Raw genomic sequence first — 21,159 nt, 5'->3', positions numbered from 1 at the left:
ATTCGCGGAGCACATCCAGTGGCCTGGCCATCATCTGTTCGGGGTCAACCTTCCAGAACCAGGCCAGGTCATAGGTGGCGGTGATCAGGTCGCCGATGGCTGCGACGCCGCACTCATGAAAAAACTCGCGACGGCCCAGCTCAGCGCGTTGAGGTCAGCCAGGTCCAACTGGTTGACCGACGATGGTGGAATACCGGCGCAGACCGCGATGTATCTGGCCGCGACATCCATGTCCAGGCTGACCTCCTCGCTCTTGTCGATCTTGTACGGCAGCGCCTTGATCGCACGGACCTCCTGCACCGTCGGACGGCGCAGAGTCAGTTCGCTCAATGGCTCGCCGTGGGCCTCGATGGCCACGCGCAACGCCACGACATCAGTCATTGCCAGGTCCCCTTGATGCCTTCGAATTTCAGCTCGATGGTAGCGTCGTCACCTTTGGATACCGGCTCTTCCACCAGATACGCGCCAGCCAGCACGTAGACCTTGCCGTTGCTGAATTCGCAGGTGACGGTCATGTCAGTGCCGGCGACCAGCTGCTTGAGCGGGAAGTCGGCGGTGTGCAGCGCGGTGACCTTGAACGACGGCGCGATGTCGGTTTCCTTGTAGAAACCCGGTACGACGGTCTCGCGTTTGGTAAACATCAGTGGCGCTTCGCAGCCGCCGTTGATGGTCAGTTGAGCGCCGTCCACTTTGACGTAGCAGGTGCCCGCAATCAGTTGACCCATGGTGTTTCTCCCTTCAATAAAAAGCCCACGCCAGGTGGGCTGAATTCATGCAACTGAGTGCCACTGTCAGGCGGCGGCGTCGTATTGCAGGCGGAATTGGTTGAGCAGCGCGAACACGCGCAGGCCGTTGATGTAATCCGGTGGGAACAGCACGTTGACCCGGCTCGGGTCCTGGCTGTCGCGTTCGACGATCAAGTGCTCGGCAAACAGCTCGGCGTTTTCCACATGGCCTTCCAACTCAAGCTTGGCGTACTGGGCGATCAACTCACCGCGAATGGTGCTCGGGGTGACGATGGGCTGGCCGGCGCCGAAACGAGTGCCGTCGGAGGCCAGTTTGTGGCGACCGTATTTGCTGGTGATCACGCTTTGCAGGCGCCGCACGATGAACGCCGACTGGTGCATGGTTTCGCTGTCCAGGTAGGAGTTGTCCGCCTGGCCGAAGGCATTCTTCTGATAGGTGGTGATGGAACGCTGGATACGAACGTAGCCGCCTTCGTAGTAAGCGGTCGCGATGCCGTAGTTGAGCAACGACTGTCGCTCGGTCAGGGTGAAACGCTCGCTGGCCGATGCCGGATCGAGCCCCGGCAGGCTGCCGCTTTGGGTCGGGCGGCTGGCGTCGGCGGAAATGAACACCGCAGTGCGCGCGGCCAGCGCAGCGGCCTGGACCCAGAACGGTTGCGGCACGCCTGGCTCCAGGGCCTGGATGGTCATGTGCTGGTCGTTGCGGGCCTGCCCGGCGGCGACAAGAGTGCCGAGGGTGCCGCGCTTGGCGCTGTAGACGTGACCGAACAACTGCTTGGCCCAGGACCAGCGACCGGTGCTGTCATCCATGACCGTTTGCCAAGTGTCGAGGCTCGACACGTCGGACCACGGCATGGCGATGAATTCGAACGGCTCATCGCCCAGGGCGGCGACGGCGGCGGTCTGGTCCGGCACGCCGGCGCCGCCGGCCATGGCAGTGATGGCCGTGGTCAAGCCGGCCGGGGTGTCTTCGCCGTTGCTCTTGCCCAAGCGATTGAATTGCAGGCTGATGTCATTGCCGCTGGCGCCGGTCCATTTGGCACTCAGGGTCACCACGCCTTCGGCGGCCGCGGCGGTCACCGGCAGGTCGGCGGATGCGTTGATCTTGAGGGTCAGCGCCGTGGCCGCCTGGGCAGCGCTGGCACCTTTGACGACGGCGGCCTGGACACGCACACCACCGACGTACAGGTTGAGCACGCCGCTCTCCGCAGCGCTGCCGGTCAGCGTCAGCGTACCTTGGGCAATCGCCCCTTCGACGTTATGCAGCGGCAGGCACCAGATCTCACCGATCGGGTCGGTCTTGCGCCAGGTTTCGTACATTGACGCCAGCATCGAGCCTTGCCCGCCAATGCTCTTGGCCAGCGCGACGCTGGACACCAGCACCAGCTTGCCGGCTTCGGCCGGGGCGATGTTGTCGTTGACCTGGGCGACGATCAACCGGCGCATGGCCGACGACGCGCTATTGGCGGCCGAATTGTCCATCTCGGCGTAGAACAGCGGAACACGAATGTCCGCGGGAATGTTGCTGAATCCAATCGCCATTATTTGGCTCCCTTTGGTTTTGCCGCTTGCACGGCTTTGGTAGTGATATCGCCATCGGCCAGACGTCGACGCCACCAGGCGTTGTCCGGCACTTCACGGCCTTCGAGGGGCAACAGATCGCCCGCTTCCGGGTCCGGTACGGCGCGGCCAGGGGCCGGCAGCACGGTGATGCGTTTGCTCATGGGGTTACGTCTCCAGAAAAAGTCAGTTCCAGGCGCCCGTCGGGGCCGGGACGTTTCAGGTTGGGGTCCGCCGGGTCGATGGCATCGACGCGCACGGTGGCCCCGGTAAAGGACGACAAGCCGTCCAGTTCACGCTCATGCCAGCTTTCGGCAAGCTGGCCCGGCAGATTGCGGCCCAGCTGGAACTCGGCGAAAAAGCGCAGCCGGTACAACACGCGACTGCTATTGATGGAAACCAGCTCGCTGCCGTCGTACTCGACGCCGGTGTACTCAGCGCCCGGCTTGAACCCCACCAGCGCGCGCCACAGTTCAGCCCGTAGGTCGTGCAACAGATCCAGCGCTTTTGTCGCGTCAGTCGCGTCGAGCACCAGCACGGCATCGAAACGATCACGCACCGCTTGCAGCGTGACGTTCTGCGCCGCGTTCTTGCTGGCAACGTCGGCGGTTGGCAGGACATAGGCGCAGGGGAGTTGCAGCGGGGCCTCGGCTTGCAGCGTGGCGAGGTCAAAGCCTGCCGCCACGCGACGGGCGAGCGTGGGGCACTGCTCACGCAGTTGCGTGAGGATCGGGGTGATCTTCATGGGGGAATTCCAGTGGTATGGAAAGTAGCGTCAGGGAAACCTGTGGGCGCGAGCCTGCTCGCGAAAGCGGTGTATCAGTCGATGGAGATGTTGGATGTCAGAGTGCAATCGCGAGCAAGCTCGCTCCCACAGGAGATAAGTGGCAGGCCCTGGCATCCAGGCAAGTCGCCTCGATCTTGCAGCGGCGGCGGGAAATCAGTCGGAACGGGAATCGCGCGGCGGTAGCTCACTGATGCCCATCCGCTTGGCGGCCCAACGCTCGTAAAGCCCGATGGCCACGTCAGCCCCGGCCATCGCGGTCAGGCAACCGAAGGCACCGGCGGCCCAGATCGACAGGCCCATGGCGTACAACAGCATGATCGCCGAGACGCCACAGATCATGCAGGCGCCGGAGCGCAGGGCCAGGCGCCGCAGCAGTGACCAGCCACGGGCGCCCTCCTTGTCGGCACGCCACATCTCGCCAGTCACCCCGCCCACCAGGGCGAGCACGATGACCAGCCAGATCGGCATGTCCAGCAACGCTTGTTGCTCGTTTGTCATGTCTCGTTTCCTGGGGGTGATTAAGATTGGGCGGGCAGGTTGTTTGAAGTTGAATGAGATGTGGGTCGGTGCAACCCACTAAGTTGCTAGAAACAACGTTCAACCCTTTGTCAGGTCATTGAAAGCTGACATCACTTTGGCGGAGCGCAGGTCGCGCCTTTGTAAGTCATGGTGTAGGTGTAGTGCCGGTCCCAAGGCAGCGGTAGCGCACTCGGTGCTGCCCATTCCGCGTAGTTGCCCGACATCGAACCAGCCACAACCAACTTACTCGTGCCTATGGTCGCGAGATTGTTGGCGCTCCCGGCACCCGGCATTGGCACACTCCCGTTCCATTGGAAATTGTCCCCATTCTGGAACCATGCGCCCTTCCAACCGGCCTGCGAACTCGAGTACCAGGTATTGTCTGCTTTGAAACAGTACGTTTGGTTGGCATAAAAACCGCCGCCCGGAACGTGGTAGAAAGCGGATTGCCAGGAACCGACAGGTGAAGTTTCGGCAAGCGCGTTAAGAGACTGGGAGGCCAAGACAGCTACGACCAGCACATTGAAAATTTTTTTCATCTGCTACGTCCTTTTAGATAGGTGAGTTTGTTGAAACCATTTTTATCTGGGCATTTCCTTGGCTTCACGGATAAGTGCATGGAAATGCCCCTGCCTGTTTGATGTACCTCGCGGCACAGGCATTCCAAAAAGCCCGGTCGCCCAGGCTTTTCAGTAATGCGCTTGATCTTTCGGCGCGACTGGCGCGGTACGGATCCATTCAAATTGTTCCTCCGACCGCGGTCCCTGCCCGCCGGATAACTGCTTCTGGTGCTTTACGCTGCACACCCGGGTCAGTTGCCAACCCTCTGAACCGTTAAGGCCGGTTCATCGCTGCCTGTTGGTGGAACTAAAGAGCTTTGTTGCCAGCCGCTTTGTCGAGCGGCTTGGACACAGAATATGCATGGATGCATATACAGTCAATGCGTAAATGCATTTATTTATGCGCAAGGAATGCGTAAATGCATGGAGCCCGCGTAAGTACCGGGTTGAAGGTTTTCAGATGGCGAAAAAAAACCCGCACGACGGCGGGTTTTATCTGACAGCGGAAGGATTAACGGGCGTACATGCCCCACCAGAAGACGTGACCGAGGATGACGATCTGCTCGTCCTGCATTTCCTGGAACGTGTAGTCCTCGTCCGGATGCTCATCGCGGTTGAAGCTGCGCAGGCGAATGCCGGTGGGCAGGCGATATAGCTGCTTCACCCGCAGTTGGCCGTTGTGATTGATGGCGTAGAGGTCACCGTCGACGATGTCGCCGATGCCGCATTTGCCCGCGTTCACCCCGACCGTGGCGCCGTCGCGCAGCACCGGCAACATGCTGTTGCCACGCACCGTCACGCACTTGGCCTGGTCGAACTGCACGCCGTTATGGCGCAGGCTGCGCTTGCCGAAACGCAGGCTAGAGCGCTCGCTTTCCTCGATGACGAATCTTCCTGATCCAGCAGCCAATTCAACCTCACGCAGAAAAGGAACGGACACCTCGTCTTCCTCGACGGGCGTGTCATCGTCCCACAGGCTTATGTCCTTGAGTTCGGAATGTGGCTCTTCGCGGCGGCTGTTGCCGGCAGGCGCAACGTCGACCCGCCCACGCAACTGGTCGGTGCTCACGGCGAAATATTCGGCGATCTTCGAGATGTGTTTATCCGAAGGGTCGACGATCTTGCCGCTGAGGATCCGCGAGAGGGTGGACTGAGGCACGCCGGTACGCCGGTGAAGCTCCGTGGGGGAGATCCCGTGCTGATCGAGCAATGCTCTTAATACGGTAGAAACGTTGCGTTTTTGCATAACGCGCATAATGCTTGTTCTTTTCGCGGAAGACAAATGCTGTTTTGCATAAATACGCAAACACTGTGCTTAAGCTCTGCCAGATGCTTTTGTGGCGAGGGAGCTTGCTCCCGCTTGAGTGCGCAGCGCTCACAAAAGGGGCTGCTGCGCAGCCCAGCGGGAGCAAGCTCCCTCGCCACGGGATTTGCCCTACAAAGTTCTAGGAAAAACCTCCCACCCCGTCCTTCAAATGCGAATCGCGAGACTACGTTGCCTTGCGCCTCTGCCTACAACTACGCCAGAATCCGCCGGCTTGTGCGCCTTGGGCCCCAGCGGTACTTTTGATCTTGTCACTGCCCATCAGTGATCGGGTTTAGTCGCTCGGCATTCCAAGGCGCTCATTGCTCCATTCAGTCAGGAACTCATATCCCTGCACTTGATGGTAGCTGTGCGCAGGGCGCCCTCGGGCGCGCCGGTTCCTTGGATCCCCGGTCGACTAACCTGCGTACAGCTGCCACCCCTCGTTTAGTCGCGAGTGAGTGGTGGCTCAACCTCAAGGATCCGAAAAGATGCCCCAGCACACACCCAACTCCCCGGACGAAGACCTCAAGCCAAAAGCCGACGAGGAAAGGTCCGATACCCTCTATCTAATTGCTCCCAACATCGACACCGAATGCCTGCTCGCCAACCTCAGCGAAACCCTGGCCTCGGCCAACGCCATGGTCAGCGATCTCGCGTTTGACCTGGAAGGCTCGCGACGACATATCGCACTAGGGATTTTGCAGATGATCGAGCTGAGCCAGTTGCTGGCGAATCGGGCATTGGATGTGGTGGATCCCAGGTAGCCGCTGTTGACGCGAACCCAAGCGATGCGTCAGCAACAGAGGTGTTGAATTCGCTGCCGTCATCGCGAGCAGGCTCGCTCCCACAGGAGAAACGCGAACCAACCGAAATCAGGTCGGCTATCAGGCCTCCTCGCGGTGGACGTTGATCTCGACGCCCCGTTAACCACGCTGGCTGAACGAAGGTATTGCGCAGTGGGCAACCCGGCATGGATGCCGGGTTAGCCGCGCTGGGCCAAGGATGGCCCTTCGCGGCGTGCCCACGGAGCAATACCTTCGTTCAGGCATGCCGAGCCTAGGCGAGGCACCGAGTGGTGGGGCAAAAGCGTTTTGCTTACTTTTACGCTTCATAAAAGTGAGCCGCCGTAAGGGCGGAACCTTAAGTCGCCGTGACCTAAGAAACGGATATGCACGCATCCTCATCAACCCAATCCCAAAAACCACTCACATATGGGTCGCACCAGACCGCCCATGTTAACCTTGCGCCCATCGCGGAAAAGCCGGGCCAATGCCCCACTTTTGCCCCACACCTTTCAACGAGCTTTGCCTGACACCCATGAATACAGCCGTGAACGACCTGTCCTCCCACACGCCGATGATGCAGCAATACTGGCGCCTGAAGAACCAGCACCCCGATCAGCTGATGTTCTATCGCATGGGCGACTTCTACGAGATCTTCTACGAGGACGCGAAGAAGGCCGCCAAGCTGCTGGACATCACCCTGACGGCGCGTGGGCAATCGGCGGGCATGGCGATTCCGATGTGTGGGATTCCTTACCACGCGGCGGAAGGCTACCTGGCGAAACTGGTCAAGCTGGGCGAGTCCGTGGTGATTTGCGAACAAGTCGGCGATCCGGCCACCAGCAAGGGCCCGGTGGAGCGCCAGGTCGTGCGGATCATCACCCCGGGCACAGTCAGTGACGAGGCATTGCTGGATGAACGTCGGGACAACCTGATCGCCGCCGTCCTCGGCGACGAGCGCCTGTTCGGCCTGGCCGTGCTGGACATCACCAGCGGCAACTTCTCGGTATTGGAAATCAAGGGCTGGGAAAACCTGCTGGCGGAACTGGAGCGGGTCAATCCGGTGGAGTTGTTGATCCCGGATGACTGGCCCAAAGACCTGCCAGCGGAAAAACGCCGTGGCGTACGTCGCCGGGCGCCGTGGGATTTCGAGCGCGACTCGGCGTTGAAAAGTCTCTGCCAGCAGTTTTCCACCCAGGACCTCAAGGGCTTCGGCTGCGAGAACCTGACCCTGGCCATCGGCGCCGCCGGCTGCCTGCTGGCCTACGCCAAGGAAACCCAGCGCACCGCCCTGCCCCATCTGCGCAGCCTGCGTCACGAACGCCTGGATGACACGGTCGTGCTGGACGGCGCGAGCCGACGCAACCTGGAACTGGACACCAACCTCGCCGGTGGCCGCGATAACACCCTGCAATCGGTCGTCGATCGCTGCCAGACCGCCATGGGCAGCCGCCTGCTGACCCGCTGGCTGAACCGACCGCTGCGGGACCTGACGGTACTGCAAGCACGCCAGTCTTCCATTACTTGCCTGCTGGACCGGTATCGTTTCGAGCAGCTGCAACCGCAGCTCAAGGAAATCGGCGATATCGAGCGGATCCTCGCGCGGATCGGCCTGCGCAACGCCCGTCCTCGCGACCTGGCGCGCCTGCGCGACGCCCTCGGCGCGCTGCCCGAACTTCAGCTGGCGATGACCGACCTTGAAGCACCTCACCTGCAGCAGCTGGCGTGCACCACCAGCACCTACCCGGAACTGGCCGCGCTGCTGGAAAAAGCCATTATCGACAATCCGCCAGCGGTAATTCGGGACGGCGGCGTGCTGAAAACCGGTTACGACGCCGAACTCGACGAGCTGCAATCGCTGAGCGAAAACGCCGGCCAATTCCTGATCGACCTCGAAGCCCGGGAAAAGGCCCGTACCGGCCTTGCCAACCTCAAGGTCGGCTACAACCGCATCCATGGCTACTTCATCGAGCTGCCGAGCAAGCAGGCCGAGCAAGCCCCGGCCGATTACATTCGCCGCCAGACCCTCAAGGGCGCCGAGCGTTTCATCACGCCGGAACTCAAGGCTTTCGAAGACAAGGCCCTGTCAGCCAAGAGTCGTGCCCTCGCCCGGGAAAAGATGCTCTACGAAGCGCTGCTCGAAGACCTGATCAGCCAGCTCCCACCGTTGCAGGACACCGCCGCCGCCCTGGCGGAACTGGACGTGTTGAGTAACCTGGCCGAACGCGCGCTGAACCTGGACCTCAATTGCCCACGCTTCGTCAGCGAGCCGTGCATGCGCATCAGCCAGGGTCGTCACCCGGTGGTCGAGCAGGTATTGACCACGCCGTTCGTGGCCAACGACCTGAGCCTGGACGACAATACCCGCATGCTGGTGATCACCGGTCCGAACATGGGCGGTAAATCCACCTACATGCGCCAGACCGCGCTGATCGTGCTACTGGCTCACATCGGCAGCTTCGTCCCGGCGGCCAGTTGCGAACTGTCCCTGGTGGACCGGATCTTCACCCGGATCGGCTCCAGCGATGACCTGGCCGGTGGGCGTTCGACCTTCATGGTGGAAATGAGCGAAACCGCGAACATCCTGCACAATGCCACCGAGCGCAGCCTGGTGCTGATGGACGAAGTCGGTCGCGGCACCAGCACCTTCGACGGCCTGTCCCTGGCCTGGGCGGCCGCTGAACGTCTGGCCCAGTTGCGCGCTTATACGCTGTTCGCCACGCACTATTTCGAATTGACGGTGTTGCCGGAGAGCCAGCCGCTGGTGGCCAACGTCCACCTCAACGCCACCGAGCACAACGAACGCATCGTGTTCCTTCACCACGTACTGCCCGGCCCGGCCAGCCAGAGCTACGGCCTGGCGGTGGCACAACTGGCCGGTGTGCCGAGCGACGTCATCACCCGCGCTCGCGAGCACCTCAGTCGCCTGGAGACCACCAGCTTGCCGCACGAGGTACCGCGCCCGACCAAAGGCAAACCGGCCGCGCCGCAGCAAAGCGACCTGTTCGCCAGCCTGCCGCATCCGGTGCTCGACGAACTGGCCAAGCTCGACCTCGACGACATGACCCCGCGCCGGGCGCTGGATTTACTCTATACATTGAAGACACGGGTCTAACGCACAGGCTTTCAAGCTGTTAGAATCTCGCGCGGTTTGGGATGCTGTGGCCTATTAGCCTGGGTTTGCAGACAATCGCTCCCGAACCTCGCGACCCCTACCGTGATGGGGCTTCGCCGCAGCCGCCTGAGGAGAGAATTAGAAATGACCTTCGTCGTCACCGACAACTGCATCAAGTGCAAGTACACCGACTGCGTAGAAGTCTGTCCGGTGGACTGCTTTTACGAAGGCCCGAACTTCCTGGTCATTCATCCGGACGAGTGCATCGACTGCGCCCTGTGTGAACCGGAATGCCCGGCGAACGCCATTTTCTCGGAAGACGAAGTGCCAGCCGGTATGGAAAACTTCATCGAGCTGAACGCCGAACTGGCGGATATCTGGCCGAACATCACCGAGAAGAAAGACGCCCTGCCCGACGCCGAAGAATGGGATGGCAAGCCTGGCAAGATCGCAGACCTGGAACGCTGATTACCCAGCGTTCGCTGAAAAGGCCCCTTGCGGGCCTTTTTGCTGCCTGGAACAAAATCGCGGGCAAAAAAAAGGGGCGGTTTGACCCGCCCACATTTTTTCCATAATCCCTTTAATCCTTTTCATCGTCCTGATGAATCGCGTCCTGCGATGTCCTTCCTGTCCCATCGTCCTTGACGGGTGTGTCTGTCCGTCGACACAGGATTGATATTAGTGTTTTCCCAAACGAGTGCAATGCCTCGGCGGCGCTCCGCCGGCACTGTCACGAGCCATTCACACTTATGAAAATCTTTTAAAAACAGTTACTTGCATGTTTATGAAACGCTTTATTAGCAATCTGTCCCATCGTCGTGGAACCGAACGCTTACGTAACACTAGGCAAAAGCTTACAAACTGAAGCTACAAAATGGGCTGATGAGAAGTTCTCTCTGCGGCAAAAGCAAAAGCCCCGAACTCAGTCGGGGCTTTCTCTGCTGCGCTTGCCTGATTTACTGGAACAACGACTCGCTAGACAGGCCGTTCTTCTCCAGGATCTCCCGGAGGCGCTTGAGGCCTTCGACCTGGATCTGCCTGACCCGCTCACGGGTCAAACCAATCTCCAGACCCACGTCTTCAAGGGTGCTGCTTTCATGACCGCGCAAGCCGAAGCGGCGGATCACCACTTCCCGTTGCTTGTCCGTGAGCTCCGAAAGCCATTGGTCGATGCTTTGGGACAAGTCATCATCCTGGAGCAACTCGCATGGATCGGTCGGACGATCGTCGGTAAGGGTGTCGAGCAGCGTCTTGTCCGAGTCTGGCCCCAGTGAAACGTCAACCGATGAGACCCGCTCGTTGAGACCGAGCATGCGCTTGACCTCGCCCACCGGTTTTTCCAGCAGGTTGGCGATTTCCTCGGGTGAAGGTTCGTGATCGAGCTTCTGGGTCAACTCGCGGGCGGCTCGCAGGTAGACGTTGAGCTCCTTGACCACGTGGATCGGCAGCCGGATGGTCCGGGTCTGATTCATGATCGCCCGTTCGATGGTCTGGCGGATCCACCAGGTCGCATAGGTCGAGAAACGGAAGCCGCGCTCGGGGTCGAACTTCTCGACGGCGCGAATCAGGCCCAGGTTGCCCTCTTCGATCAGGTCCAGCAGCGAAAGCCCACGATTGACGTAGCGTCGGGCGATTTTCACCACCAGGCGCAGGTTGCTTTCAATCATGCGTTTTCGACCCGCCGGGTCGCCACTTTGCGACAAGCGCGCAAAATGAACTTCTTCCTCGGGGGAGAGCAATGGTGAGAAGCCGATTTCGTTGAGGTACAGCTGAGTGGCGTCCAGCGCCCGGGTGTAATCGATGTACTTATGTTGTTTAAGTGAAGCGGAGTGTTTGGATTTGGCACGAACGGAAGGTGGAGTCGCCCCTTCATCATTCGACATCGAATCCATAGCGATGCCGGTCTCCATAAGGAGGACCTCATCGTCGATGTCAAACTCCGGCACTTCTTTACTGAGAGCCATTGTTATAGTCCTTTGGTGAGTTCGACCTCAAGCTCAAGCGACGCCTTTATCCTTGGCAACGCTGGAGCCTGTTCCCTCTACGCGACGGAACAGGCTGACAAGCAAATCAACGACGTGGCAGGAATTGCAGCGGATCCACAGGTTTACCTTGTCGGCGAATCTCAAAATGCAGTTTCACTCGATCCGTACCCGTTGAGCCCATTTCGGCAATTGTCTGTCCGACCTTGACCTGCTGCCCCTCCCGAACCAACAGCCTGCGGTTGTGACCGTAGGCACTGACGTAGGTATCGCTGTGTTTGATGATCACGAGTTCGCCGTAGCCCCTTAAACCACTCCCGGCGTACACGACCGTGCCATCAGACGCTGCCAAAACAGGCTGTCCCAAATCCCCGGCGATATCAATTCCTTTATTCAAACTACCGTTTGAAGAGAATTTTCCAATGAGAACGCCATTAGAAGGCCATCCCCAGCCGGTCGGGGCGGGGCCCGCCGGAGGCATCGGAGCGGGTGCCGGCTTGTTCGCGACGGACGGTACAGTCGCCGTTGCGGCACCGGCCGGACGACGGATAACCGTGGTTTTGCTCGAGGATGACGGGGTCGAACCCGACTGCGTCACGACCGCGGTAGGCGTTGAGGCACTGCGACCGTCAAAGCGAATTGTCTGACCCGGATGGATCGTATAAGGCGCAGGAATGTTGTTGCGAGCCGCGAGGGCTTTGTAGTCCCAGCCGTAGCGAAACGCGATGGAAAACAGCGTATCGCCGCGACGGACTACATACTGGCCGGTCGTCACTGTAGGCCGCTGCGGTGTCGCATTGTTGCGATCGACCACCCGGACATTACCCGACGGAGTACTGGAACAACCGACCAGCAAGGTACTCAAGAGAAGGCCAGTCACCAGGCGCTTGAAGCTCGTGATACCCATACGCTGCGCAATGACTGTGAGACTCACCCGCCGCTCCCTTTGTGGTGGCTGAAAAAATTGCACACTGCCTGTCCAGGCAGAAATATTGCCCCGTGGCGAGCCGACACCACGCTTCTATATAGGAAGCGCGAAAAGCTGCCGCACACGTTTGCTCGACGCTGTTGAACGCTGTTTGGCAAACCAGCGCTTGTCGAACAGCTGCTGCCGTAAGACACATGTCGTGCCCCGGAATTCAGCGTCTGTCTATAAATGCTCAGGCCAATGGCCCGTTGAGCAACGGCACGAAACGCACCGCCCCGAGGACGTGTCGTGAAAAACCGTGTTCTTCACGCACGATCAACATCAGTTGCTGGACTTCGCCCGCACCCACCGGAATCACCAGTCGCCCGCCGGGAGCGAGTTGGTCCAGCAGAGCCTGGGGAACATCGGTGGCAACGGCCGTGACGATGATGCCGTTATAAGGCGCCAGTGCCGGCCAGCCTTCCCAACCGTCGCCCCAGCGAAACACCACGTTGCGCAGGTTCAGCTCCACCAGGCGCTCCTTGGCGCGATCCTGCAGGACCTTGATTCGCTCCACGGAAAACACCCGCTCCACCAACTGCGACAATACCGCGGTCTGGTAACCCGAGCCCGTGCCGATCTCCAGCACCTTGTCCAGCGGCCCCGCCTCCAGCAGCAACTCGCTCATGCGAGCCACCATGTAGGGCTGGGAAATGGTCTGGTTGTGGCCGATCGGCAACGCCGTGTCTTCATAGGCGCGATGGGCCAACGCTTCATCGACGAAAAGATGACGCGGCGTACGGCGAATCACCTCGAGCACCTGGGCGTTGGACAAGCCTTCTTCGTACAGCCGCTGGATCAACCGCTCCCGAGTCCGCTGGGAGGTCATGCCAATTCCGCGGCGCAGCATATCGTCTTGTTCACGACCCATCAGCGCAGCCCCTCCAGCCAGCCATCGAGACTTCGAAAGGCATCGTTGAAAGTGCGATCGAGCTGCAAGGGTGTGATCGAGACATAGCCCTGCATCACTGCATGGAAGTCGGTGCCAGGCCCGCCGTCTTCGGCATCCCCGGCGGCGGCGATCCAGTAGCCGGCCTTGCCGCGCGGGTCGACGACATGCATCGGCCTGGCGGCACGGGCGCGGTGGCCCAGGCGAGTGAGCTGGATGCCACGGATATGATCAAGCGGCAGATTCGGGATATTCACGTTCAGCACCGTACGCGGCGGCAGGTCCAGCTCGCCGTGGGCCTGCACCAGTTTGCGGGCGAAGTAGGCGGCAGTGGGCAAATTGTCGACCTGCCGTGAAACAAACGAAAAGGCAAACGACGTATGGTTGAGGAAACGACCTTCCAGGGCGGCGGCGACCGTTCCGGAATACAGTACGTCATCGCCCAGGTTGGCCCCCAGGTTTATCCCGGAAACCACCATGTCGGGCTCGCGCTCCAGCAGGCCGTTCAGGCCCAGGTGCACGCAATCGGTCGGCGTACCGTTGAGGCTGATGAAACCGTTGTCCAGGTAGCAGGGATGCAGCGGACGGTCGAGCGTCAGCGAGCTGCTCGCGCCGCTTTTGTCCTGGTCCGGGGCGATGACCACGCACTCGGCAAAATCCGCCAGCGCAGCATAAAGCGCGGCAAGACCGGGTGCTGTCACCCCGTCGTCGTTAGAAATCAGAATACGCATGGGCTGTCCGTCTGCCCCACCGGCACCAGATCGACGAGTTCGCGCACCAAGACAGTGGCGAAACATCCGGCCGGCAGGACGAATTCCAATTGCAGAATGTCAGGCGAGGGATAATGCCACGACAGCCCGCCAATGGGCAGTCGCAGGATGCGACGTTCGTGACTCATTCCCGCGTTTATCAACCAGTCCCGCAGATCGGCCTCGTCAGCGGCGATGGCTTGCTCCAATTCGAAGGTTGCCCCGGCGGCGGGCGAAGGTCCTTCGCCCCACTGCGGCCCGGTCGGGTGCAGATCGAGAATGGCCAGGCGCGGATCGCTGCACTCAGCCTCACCGGCAGGGAAAAAACTGCGGCTGTCGGTAAAGGCGAGCAAGTCGCCCACCTGCGCTTGCCGCCAGGTACCGTCGGCGACTCGCGCCGCCAGCACCCGGTTGAACAGAAAGCTGCGCGCGGTGGACAACAGCCGAGAACGCACGTTGCGCTGCTCCGGCAAAGCCTTGCGCGCCGCCCAGGCACGGGCATCGACGACGTTGCCGCCGTCATGGCCAAAGCGCTGGGCACCAAAATAATTCGGAATGCCTTGAAGGGCGATGTGTTGCAGGCGTGTCTCGATAGACTCTTTGTCGCCTGAGAATTGGGTCAGGCGCAAGGTAAAGCCATTGGCCGAGTGCGCGCCGCGCTGCAGCTTGCGTCTGTGGCGTGCGGTCTTGAGGATCTTCAGCGTATCGTTTTCTGCCGTCGACAGGTCTGGGTCGGCCTTGCCGGGTAATTGCACGCTGAACCATTGCCGGGTCAGGGCCTGACGATCCTTGAGCCCGGCGTAGCTGACCGTGCGCAAAGGCACGCCGGCGGCCTTGGAGATTCGCCGGGCAGCCTCCTCGGTATTCAAGCCGCGTTTTTCCACCCAGATCCACAGATGCTCGCCATCACCGGACAACGGGATATCAAGCACTTCGTCGACCTGGAAATCCTCGGCGGTAGCCTTCAGTACCGCACGGCCCAATGTCTCACCGTAGGCCCGCGGGCCCAAGAGTTCCAGTTCGGTCATGGGCGCTGCAACAAGGCGACGGAATGAACGGCGATGCCTTCTTCGCGGCCAACGAAGCCAAGCTTCTCGGTCGTGGTGGCCTTGACGTTCACCTGGTCCAGCTCAACCTGGAGATCCTCGGCAATCCGCTGGCGCATCGCTTCGATGTGCGGCGCCATCTTGGGGGCCTGGGCAATAATGGTGTTGTCGACATTGGCGACGACCCAGCCCTTGGCGTGGATCAACGCGAGCACGTGGCGCAGCAGTACACGGCTGTCAGCGCCCTTGAATTGCGGGTCGGTGTCCGGGAAATGCTTGCCGATGTCGCCCAGGGCAGCCGCGCCGAGCAGAGCGTCGCTCAAGGCGTGCAGCAACACGTCACCGTCAGAATGCGCAAGCAGCCCGAAGCCGTGTGCGATACGCACGCCGCCCAGAGTAATGAAGTCGCCTTCAGCGAAACGGTGAACATCGTAGCCGTGGCCAATACGCATAAAAAAACGCCCCGATTTTTGTCAGGGCGTGATTCTACCTGCATTAGGCGTTCAGAGCGCGCGCATGATGCTGCAAGTGCTCATCAATAAAGCTGGCGATGAAGAAATAGCTGTGGTCGTAGCCTGGTTGCAGGCGCAACTCCAGCGGATGACCGGCCGCTTTGGCCGCCTGCTGCAGCGCTTCGGGCTTGAGCTGATTGGCCAGGAAATCATCGCGATCACCCTGATCCACCAGCAGTGGCAGCTTTTCCTGCGCCTCGGCAATCAATGCACAGGCATCCCACTCACGCCATTTCGAGCGGTCTTCCCCCAGATAGCGGGAAAAAGCCTTCTGCCCCCACGGGCAATCCATCGGGTTGTTGATTGGCGAAAAAGCCGACACCGAACGGTAGCGCCCAGGGTTGCGCAAGGCGCAGACCAGCGCGCCATGGCCGCCCATGGAATGACCGCTGATGCCGCGTTTATCCGAGGCAGGGAAATGTGCTTCGACCAAGGTCGGCAATTCCTGCACCACATAATCATGCATCCGATAGTGCCGCGCCCAAGGATCCTGCGTGGCGTTCACATAAAAACCCGCGCCCAGGCCAAAATCCCAGGCGCCGTCCGGATCGCCCGGCACGTCGGCCCCACGGGGGCTGGTGTCCGGCGCAACGATGATCAGCCCCAACTCGGCGGCCATGCGCTGGGCACCGGCCTTGTGCATGAAGTTTTCATCGGTGCAGGTCAGTCCGGACAACCAGTACAGCACCGGCAGCTTACCGCCCTGCTCGGCTTGCGGCGGCAGGTAGACGGCAAAGACCATGTCACAACCGAGCACTTCGGAACGGTGGCGGTAACGTTTGTGCCAGCCGCCGAAGCTTTTCTGGCAGGAGATGTTTTCCAGGCTCATGACCGACCTCAGAAATGAATAACGGTACGGATGCTCTTGCCTTCGTGCATCAGGTCGAAGGCCTTGTTGATATCTTCCAGGCCCATGGTGTGGGTGATGAAAGTATCCAGCGGGATCTCGCCCTTTTCGGCCATTTCCACATAGCTTGGCAACTCGCTGCGACCACGCACGCCGCCAAAGGCCGAACCGCGCCAGACGCGGCCGGTCACCAGCTGGAATGGACGGGTGGCAATTTCCTGGCCGGCCCCGGCCACGCCGATAATCACCGACTCGCCCCAGCCCTTGTGGCAGCATTCCAGCGCGGCGCGCATCAACTGGACATTGCCGATGCATTCAAAGGAGAAGTCCACGCCGCCATCGGTCATGTCGACGATGACTTCCTGGATCGGGCGATCGAAGTCTTTCGGGTTGACGCAATCGGTCGCGCCGAGCTGCCTGGCGATTTCGAACTTGGCCGGGTTGATGTCGATAGCGATGATGCGCGAGGCCTTGGCTTTCACCGCGCCGATCACTGCCGACAGGCCGATGCCGCCCAGGCCGAAGATTGCCACGGTGTCCCCTGGCTTGACCTTGGCGGTGTTGAGCACGGCGCCGATGCCGGTGGTGACGCCGCAGCCCAGCAGGCAGACTTTTTCCAGCGGCGCTTCTTTTGGAATCTTCGCTACGGAGATTTCCGGCAGCACGGTGTATTCAGAGAACGTCGAAGTGCCCATGTAGTGGAAAATCGTCTCGCCCTTGTAGGAAAAGCGCGAAGTGCCGTCCGGCATCAGGCCTTTGCCCTGGGTGGCGCGAATCGCCTGACACAGGTTGGTCTTGCCCGACTTGCAGAATTTGCACTGGCCGCACTCCGGTGTGTACAGCGGAATCACATGGTCACCCACCGCCACCGAAGTCACGCCTTCGCCAATCGCCTCGACGATCGCGCCGCCTTCGTGTCCGAGGATCGACGGGAAGATCCCCTCCGGGTCGGCGCCCGACAACGTATAGGCGTCGGTATGGCAAACGCCCGAAGCCACCACGCGCAAAAGCACCTCGCCGGCTTTCGGCATGGCGACGTCGACTTCAACGATTTCCAGGGGTTTCTTGGCCTCGAAGGCAACGGCGGCGCGCGACTTGATCATTCGGATTCTCCGGCAAATAAAAACAAGACCGGGAGTGTAATCCTTCGCCGAACGATGAATAATCCAACCAAAAGCAAAACATTATTGCTGTATAGGGACAATCTTCCATGTCTGACAATCGCTGGGAAGGCATCGACGAGTTCGTCGCCGTGGCCGAATGCAGCCAGTTCACCGCGGCGGCCGAGCGCCTTGGGGTTTCGTCTTCTCACATCAGTCGACAAATCGTACGGCTGGAAGAGCGTCTGCAGACACGATTGCTCTATCGCAGTACCCGGCGTGTGACCCTCACCGAGGCTGGTCAGACTTTTCTCCAGCATTGCCAACGCCTGCAGGACGGACGCGAGGAAGCACTGCGGGCGGTGGGTGATCTCACCAGCGAACCCAAGGGCATGCTGCGAATGACCTGCGCCGTGGCCTACGGCGAGCGCTTTATCGTGCCACTGGTGACGCGGTTCATGGGGCTGTACCCGCAACTGCGAATAGACATCGAACTGAGCAATCGCCCACTGGACCTGGTTCACGAAAGTCTTGATCTGGCGATTCGCCTCGGCCGCCTGCAGGACTCGCGCCTGGTCGCGACACGCCTGGCGCCGCGGCGCATGTACCTCTGCGCTTCACCGTCCTATCTGGAACGCTACGGTCGGCCCCACAGTGTGTCGGAACTGAGCCGTCACAACTGCCTCATCGGCAGCTCCGACATTTGGCAACTGGAGCAGAACGGGCGGGAATTTTCTCAACGGGTGCAGGGAAACTGGCGTTGTAACAGTGGGCAAGCGGTGCTTGATGCGGCGCTGCAAGGGGTGGGTTTGTGCCAATTGCCGGATTATTACGTGCTTGAACATCTGCACAGCGGTGCGTTGATCTCTTTGCTGGAGGCTCATCAGCCGCCGAACACAGCGGTTTGGGCGTTGTACCCGCAGCAACGGCATCTGTCGCCCAAGGTGCGCAAGTTGGTGGATTACTTGAAGGAGGGGTTGGCTGAGCGGCCGGAGTATCGGGGGTGAGCGGGGTCTTTGTTGCCTGGGCCGACGCCATCGCGAGCAAGCTCGCTCCCACAGGGGATTTTAGCTGTACACAAAATTTGTGTCTGCTGAAGATCCAATGTGGGAGCGAGCTTGCTCGCGATAGCGTCGGCCCAGATGATGGCGATCTAAAGAGGAAACAGACTCAGCTCAGCGCCGATTCGCCCAGCGCTGGCGCAACCACTCCAGGTCTTCCGGCCGGGTGACCTTGATGTTGTCCGATCGCCCTTCGATCAGCCGAGGCGCCTGCCCCGCCCATTCCATGGCCGAAGCTTCGTCGGTGATCAGTGCATCCGCCACCAGGCTGTCGGCCAGGGCCCGATGCAAGGCGCCGAGGCGGAACATCTGTGGCGTGTAGGCTTGCCAGATCACGCTGCGATCAATTGTTTCCAGCACACGGCCATGCTTGTCGACGCGCTTGAGCGTATCGCGGGCGGGCACTGCCAATAGTCCTCCGACCGGATCGTTCGCCAGCTCATGGAGCAATGTGTCGAGATCGCCCCGCGCCAGATTGGGCCGCGCGGCGTCATGCACCAGCACCCAATCGAAATCGTCGGCGCCGTGTTCATGAAGGTGCAACAAGGCATTGAGCACCGAATCGGAACGCTGCTCACCGCCGTCCACACGCTGGATTCGAGGATCGCTGGCGCAGGCCAGTGCCGGCCAGTAAGGATCATCCTGTGCAACGCTGACCACCACGCCCTTGACGGTTGGGTGGTCGAGAAAGCAGCCAAGGCTGTGTTCGAGAATGGTATGTCCGCCCAGCTGCAGATATTGCTTGGGACGGTCCGCGGCCATGCGGGCACCAACGCCCGCGGCAGGAATCACGGCCCAGAAGGCCGGCAAACGAATACTCATTGGGCCAACTGGTAGAGGGTTTCGCCCTCCTTGACCATGCCCAGCTCATGTCGAGCCCGCTCTTCAACGGTCTCCATGCCTTTTTTCAGCTCTGTCACTTCGGCGTCCATTACCCGGTTACGCTCCAGCAGCGCCTCGTTTTCAGCGTGCTGGTCGGCAATTTGCTGAGTCAGGTCGGCCACTTGCGCCAGGCTGCCATTACCCACCCACAGGCGGTACTGCAAGCCGGCCAGCAAGAGAAGCAAGACAAGAAACAACCAATTTGGACTGCGCATCGAATATCAGTATCCAGTGAAAAAAGACCGCCATGCCAAACTTGAAGGTCTGATAGCACGAAGCCTGGAAAATCCAGGCTTGTGCTTGATAAGGCATCAGATTAGAGGCAAAACCGTCGCCTTGGCGACCTTTGCGACACAATCCGCTGTCTTTTTACCATTTACCGCTTAGCCGCGAAACTCGGCACGGCCGTTGTACTTGGCCTTGCCATTCAACTGCTCTTCGATACGCAGCAGTTGGTTGTACTTGGAAACGCGGTCGGAACGGCACAGGGAACCGGTCTTGATCTGGCCTGCCGCAGTACCCACGGCCAGGTCGGCAATGGTCGAATCTTCGGTTTCACCGGAACGGTGGGAGATGACCGCGGTGTAGCCGGCAGCCTTGGCCATCTGGATGGCTTCCAGGGTTTCGGTCAGGGTACCGATCTGGTTGAACTTGATCAGGATCGAGTTGGCGATCTTCTTGTCGATGCCCTCTTTCAGGATCTTGGTGTTGGTCACGAACAGGTCGTCACCCACCAGCTGGGTTTTCTCGCCGATCTTGTCGGTGAGGATTTTCCAGCCAGCCCAGTCGGACTCGTCCAGGCCATCTTCGATGGAGATGATCGGGTAGCGCTCGGTCAGGCCCTTGAGGTAGTCGGCAAAACCTTCGGCGGTGAACACCTGGCCTTCGCCGGACAGGTTGTATTTACCGTCTTCGAAGAACTCACTGGCCGCGCAGTCCAGGGCCAGGGTCACGTCGGTGCCCAGCTTGTAGCCAGCGTTGGCCACGGCTTCGGAGATCACTTTCAGCGCGTCTTCGTTGGACGCCAGGTTCGGCGCGAAGCCGCCCTCGTCGCCAACTGCGGTGCTCAGGCCACGGGCCTTCAGCACAGCCTTGAGGTGATGGAAAATCTCGGTGCCCATACGCAGGCCTTCGGAGAAGGACTTGGCGCCAACCGGCTGGACCATGAACTCCTGGATGTCGACGTTGTTATCGGCATGCTCGCCGCCGTTGATGATGTTCATCATCGGCACCGGCATCGAGTAGACGCCCGGGGTACCGTTCAGGTTGGCGATGTGCGCGTACAGCGGCAGGTCCTGGTCCTGGGCGGCAGCCTTGGCGGCGGCCAGGGAAACGGCGAGGATCGCGTTGGCGCCCAGGGTCGCTTTGTTTTCGGTACCGTCGAGTTTGATCATGGCCTGGTCGAGGGCTTTCTGGTCGGCAGGGTCCTTGCCCAGCAACAGGTCGCGGATCGGACCATTGATGTTGGCGACGGCTTTCAGCACGCCCTTGCCCAGGTAACGGCTCTTGTCGCCATCACGCAGCTCCAGCGCTTCGCGCGAGCCAGTGGAAGCACCGGACGGCGCGCAGGCGCTGCCGATGATGCCGTTGTCGAGAAGCACGTCCGCTTCGACAGTGGGGTTGCCACGGGAGTCGAGAACTTCACGACCTTTGATGTCGACGATTTTTGCCATTGTTGTGAACACTCCAAAGTTGACGAAAACGACGCAGCGAGAGGAAATCTTTTACCGTCGGCGGGTACAGAGCAGC

At 60.4% G+C, this 21,159-nt stretch carries 23 protein-coding genes; 4 read left to right on the top strand and 19 right to left on the bottom strand.

All coding sequences use genetic code 11. The annotated features are described in order from the left end of the window. Window positions 1-84 precede the first annotated feature (84 nt). The 8 genes from J3P89_RS05730 to J3P89_RS05695 all read right to left on the bottom strand — a co-directional run bounded on the left by J3P89_RS05730 (window position 85) and on the right by J3P89_RS05695 (window position 5,418). Complete coding sequence (locus J3P89_RS05730) at window positions 85-381, bottom strand: phage tail assembly protein (RefSeq protein ID WP_434572159.1); 297 nt, start codon at window positions 379-381, stop codon at window positions 85-87. Beyond that, a complete protein-coding gene (locus tag J3P89_RS05725; protein ID WP_024780162.1) occupies window positions 378-725 on the bottom strand; it encodes a phage tail tube protein in 348 nt (115 codons plus the stop codon). Before J3P89_RS05725 ends, J3P89_RS05730 begins: the two co-directional genes overlap by 4 nt. 66 nt (window positions 726-791) lie before the next feature. Further along, window positions 792-2,288, bottom strand: coding sequence for a phage tail sheath subtilisin-like domain-containing protein (locus J3P89_RS05720; protein ID WP_434696948.1), 1,497 nt, complete (start codon window positions 2,286-2,288; stop codon window positions 792-794). Continuing rightward, a complete protein-coding gene (locus J3P89_RS05715) occupies window positions 2,288-2,470 on the bottom strand; it encodes a DUF2635 domain-containing protein (protein WP_434601704.1) in 183 nt (60 codons plus the stop codon). Before J3P89_RS05715 ends, J3P89_RS05720 begins: the two co-directional genes overlap by 1 nt. Beyond that, entirely contained in the window at window positions 2,467-3,051 is a 585-nt protein-coding gene (locus J3P89_RS05710) for a phage tail terminator protein (RefSeq protein ID WP_434696945.1), read from the bottom strand. The genes J3P89_RS05715 and J3P89_RS05710 overlap by 4 nt, the downstream gene beginning before the upstream one ends. Window positions 3,052-3,246: 195 nt before the next feature. Continuing rightward, window positions 3,247-3,591: a phage holin family protein gene (locus J3P89_RS05705; protein WP_434572152.1), complete on the bottom strand. Its 345-nt coding sequence runs from the start codon at window positions 3,589-3,591 to the stop codon at window positions 3,247-3,249. A gap of 131 nt (window positions 3,592-3,722) precedes the next feature. Then, on the bottom strand, window positions 3,723-4,151 hold the full coding sequence (locus J3P89_RS05700) for a hypothetical protein (protein WP_434696943.1): 429 nt from the start codon (window positions 4,149-4,151) through the stop codon (window positions 3,723-3,725). Window positions 4,152-4,683: 532 nt separating this feature from the next. Next, complete coding sequence (locus J3P89_RS05695; protein ID WP_305501185.1) at window positions 4,684-5,418, bottom strand: LexA family transcriptional regulator; 735 nt, start codon at window positions 5,416-5,418, stop codon at window positions 4,684-4,686. 548 nt (window positions 5,419-5,966) lie between these two features. Here J3P89_RS05695 and J3P89_RS05690 point away from each other — a divergent pair. The 3 genes from J3P89_RS05690 to fdxA all read left to right on the top strand — a co-directional run bounded on the left by J3P89_RS05690 (window position 5,967) and on the right by fdxA (window position 9,843). After that, entirely contained in the window at window positions 5,967-6,242 is a 276-nt protein-coding gene (locus J3P89_RS05690) for a DUF6124 family protein (RefSeq protein WP_434628724.1), read from the top strand. 565 nt (window positions 6,243-6,807) lie between these two features. Then, window positions 6,808-9,375 (top strand): DNA mismatch repair protein MutS, encoded by a 2,568-nt coding sequence (gene mutS / locus J3P89_RS05685; protein WP_434628719.1) that lies wholly within the window; start codon window positions 6,808-6,810, stop codon window positions 9,373-9,375. Between the two features lie 144 nt (window positions 9,376-9,519). Then, window positions 9,520-9,843, top strand: coding sequence for a ferredoxin FdxA (gene fdxA / locus J3P89_RS05680; RefSeq protein WP_003184854.1), 324 nt, complete (start codon window positions 9,520-9,522; stop codon window positions 9,841-9,843). Between the two features lie 488 nt (window positions 9,844-10,331). Here fdxA and rpoS read toward each other — a convergent pair whose 3' ends face one another. The 8 genes from rpoS to J3P89_RS05640 form a co-directional block, all read right to left on the bottom strand. Then, the gene (gene rpoS, locus J3P89_RS05675; protein WP_003198289.1) at window positions 10,332-11,339 is read right to left on the bottom strand and encodes an RNA polymerase sigma factor RpoS; all 1,008 of its coding nucleotides are present in this window, start codon (window positions 11,337-11,339) and stop codon (window positions 10,332-10,334) included. A gap of 106 nt (window positions 11,340-11,445) precedes the next feature. Continuing rightward, window positions 11,446-12,291: a peptidoglycan DD-metalloendopeptidase family protein gene (locus J3P89_RS05670; RefSeq protein ID WP_305499117.1), complete on the bottom strand. Its 846-nt coding sequence runs from the start codon at window positions 12,289-12,291 to the stop codon at window positions 11,446-11,448. 226 nt (window positions 12,292-12,517) lie between these two features. Next, window positions 12,518-13,153 (bottom strand): protein-L-isoaspartate(D-aspartate) O-methyltransferase, encoded by a 636-nt coding sequence (locus tag J3P89_RS05665; protein ID WP_161796107.1) that lies wholly within the window; start codon window positions 13,151-13,153, stop codon window positions 12,518-12,520. Between the two features lie 41 nt (window positions 13,154-13,194). Beyond that, the gene (gene surE, locus J3P89_RS05660) at window positions 13,195-13,944 is read right to left on the bottom strand and encodes a 5'/3'-nucleotidase SurE (protein WP_305499115.1); all 750 of its coding nucleotides are present in this window, start codon (window positions 13,942-13,944) and stop codon (window positions 13,195-13,197) included. Next, entirely contained in the window at window positions 13,932-14,990 is a 1,059-nt protein-coding gene (gene truD / locus J3P89_RS05655; RefSeq protein ID WP_434696941.1) for a tRNA pseudouridine(13) synthase TruD, read from the bottom strand. Before truD ends, surE begins: the two co-directional genes overlap by 13 nt. Then, entirely contained in the window at window positions 14,987-15,460 is a 474-nt protein-coding gene (ispF, locus tag J3P89_RS05650) for a 2-C-methyl-D-erythritol 2,4-cyclodiphosphate synthase (RefSeq protein WP_434696938.1), read from the bottom strand. The genes truD and ispF overlap by 4 nt, the downstream gene beginning before the upstream one ends. Before the next feature lie 43 nt (window positions 15,461-15,503). After that, the gene (gene fghA / locus J3P89_RS05645; protein WP_434696935.1) at window positions 15,504-16,349 is read right to left on the bottom strand and encodes an S-formylglutathione hydrolase; all 846 of its coding nucleotides are present in this window, start codon (window positions 16,347-16,349) and stop codon (window positions 15,504-15,506) included. Between the two features lie 8 nt (window positions 16,350-16,357). Then, entirely contained in the window at window positions 16,358-17,470 is a 1,113-nt protein-coding gene (locus tag J3P89_RS05640; protein ID WP_214915574.1) for an S-(hydroxymethyl)glutathione dehydrogenase/class III alcohol dehydrogenase, read from the bottom strand. A gap of 107 nt (window positions 17,471-17,577) precedes the next feature. On the opposite strand from J3P89_RS05640, the gene J3P89_RS05635 reads away from it, so the two are divergent. Continuing rightward, window positions 17,578-18,474, top strand: a complete 897-nt coding sequence (locus J3P89_RS05635) for a LysR substrate-binding domain-containing protein (protein WP_434696933.1) — start codon at window positions 17,578-17,580, stop codon at window positions 18,472-18,474. Window positions 18,475-18,642: 168 nt separating this feature from the next. Here J3P89_RS05635 and ispD read toward each other — a convergent pair whose 3' ends face one another. The 3 genes from ispD to eno form a co-directional block, all read right to left on the bottom strand. Beyond that, entirely contained in the window at window positions 18,643-19,350 is a 708-nt protein-coding gene (gene ispD, locus J3P89_RS05630; RefSeq protein WP_434696931.1) for a 2-C-methyl-D-erythritol 4-phosphate cytidylyltransferase, read from the bottom strand. Beyond that, window positions 19,347-19,625 carry a cell division protein FtsB gene (gene ftsB, locus J3P89_RS05625; protein WP_003184873.1) on the bottom strand — a complete coding sequence of 93 codons (279 nt, stop codon included), beginning with the start codon at window positions 19,623-19,625 and terminating at the stop codon, window positions 19,347-19,349. The genes ispD and ftsB overlap by 4 nt, the downstream gene beginning before the upstream one ends. A gap of 168 nt (window positions 19,626-19,793) precedes the next feature. Beyond that, complete coding sequence (eno, locus tag J3P89_RS05620) at window positions 19,794-21,083, bottom strand: phosphopyruvate hydratase (protein ID WP_258631378.1); 1,290 nt, start codon at window positions 21,081-21,083, stop codon at window positions 19,794-19,796. Window positions 21,084-21,159: the final 76 nt, after the last annotated feature.

This window comes from Pseudomonas sp. Z1-14, assembly GCF_051132005.1.
Classification (GTDB): domain Bacteria; phylum Pseudomonadota; class Gammaproteobacteria; order Pseudomonadales; family Pseudomonadaceae; genus Aquipseudomonas.
The sequence above is the reverse complement of the archived record's forward strand: the minus strand, read 5'-3'. Positions and strand labels throughout refer to the sequence as shown.

Coding starts and splice junctions, on each gene's coding strand:
- rpoS (WP_003198289.1), bottom strand. CDS start 11,339: ATGGCTCTCAGTAAAGAAGTGCCGGAGTTTGACATCGACGATGAGGTC.
- J3P89_RS05720 (WP_434696948.1), bottom strand. CDS start 2,288: ATGGCGATTGGATTCAGCAACATTCCCGCGGACATTCGTGTTCCGCTG.
- J3P89_RS05695 (WP_305501185.1), bottom strand. CDS start 5,418: ATGCAAAAACGCAACGTTTCTACCGTATTAAGAGCATTGCTCGATCAG.
- J3P89_RS05635 (WP_434696933.1), top strand. CDS start 17,578: ATGTCTGACAATCGCTGGGAAGGCATCGACGAGTTCGTCGCCGTGGCC.
- ispF (WP_434696938.1), bottom strand. CDS start 15,460: ATGCGTATTGGCCACGGCTACGATGTTCACCGTTTCGCTGAAGGCGAC.
- J3P89_RS05710 (WP_434696945.1), bottom strand. CDS start 3,051: ATGAAGATCACCCCGATCCTCACGCAACTGCGTGAGCAGTGCCCCACG.
- J3P89_RS05715 (WP_434601704.1), bottom strand. CDS start 2,470: ATGAGCAAACGCATCACCGTGCTGCCGGCCCCTGGCCGCGCCGTACCG.
- ispD (WP_434696931.1), bottom strand. CDS start 19,350: ATGAGTATTCGTTTGCCGGCCTTCTGGGCCGTGATTCCTGCCGCGGGC.
- truD (WP_434696941.1), bottom strand. CDS start 14,990: ATGACCGAACTGGAACTCTTGGGCCCGCGGGCCTACGGTGAGACATTG.
- ftsB (WP_003184873.1), bottom strand. CDS start 19,625: ATGCGCAGTCCAAATTGGTTGTTTCTTGTCTTGCTTCTCTTGCTGGCC.
- J3P89_RS05690 (WP_434628724.1), top strand. CDS start 5,967: ATGCCCCAGCACACACCCAACTCCCCGGACGAAGACCTCAAGCCAAAA.
- fdxA (WP_003184854.1), top strand. CDS start 9,520: ATGACCTTCGTCGTCACCGACAACTGCATCAAGTGCAAGTACACCGAC.
- J3P89_RS05665 (WP_161796107.1), bottom strand. CDS start 13,153: ATGACCTCCCAGCGGACTCGGGAGCGGTTGATCCAGCGGCTGTACGAA.
- fghA (WP_434696935.1), bottom strand. CDS start 16,349: ATGAGCCTGGAAAACATCTCCTGCCAGAAAAGCTTCGGCGGCTGGCAC.
- J3P89_RS05730 (WP_434572159.1), bottom strand. CDS start 381: ATGACTGATGTCGTGGCGTTGCGCGTGGCCATCGAGGCCCACGGCGAG.
- eno (WP_258631378.1), bottom strand. CDS start 21,083: ATGGCAAAAATCGTCGACATCAAAGGTCGTGAAGTTCTCGACTCCCGT.
- J3P89_RS05640 (WP_214915574.1), bottom strand. CDS start 17,470: ATGATCAAGTCGCGCGCCGCCGTTGCCTTCGAGGCCAAGAAACCCCTG.
- J3P89_RS05705 (WP_434572152.1), bottom strand. CDS start 3,591: ATGACAAACGAGCAACAAGCGTTGCTGGACATGCCGATCTGGCTGGTC.
- J3P89_RS05700 (WP_434696943.1), bottom strand. CDS start 4,151: ATGAAAAAAATTTTCAATGTGCTGGTCGTAGCTGTCTTGGCCTCCCAG.
- surE (WP_305499115.1), bottom strand. CDS start 13,944: ATGCGTATTCTGATTTCTAACGACGACGGGGTGACAGCACCCGGTCTT.
- J3P89_RS05725 (WP_024780162.1), bottom strand. CDS start 725: ATGGGTCAACTGATTGCGGGCACCTGCTACGTCAAAGTGGACGGCGCT.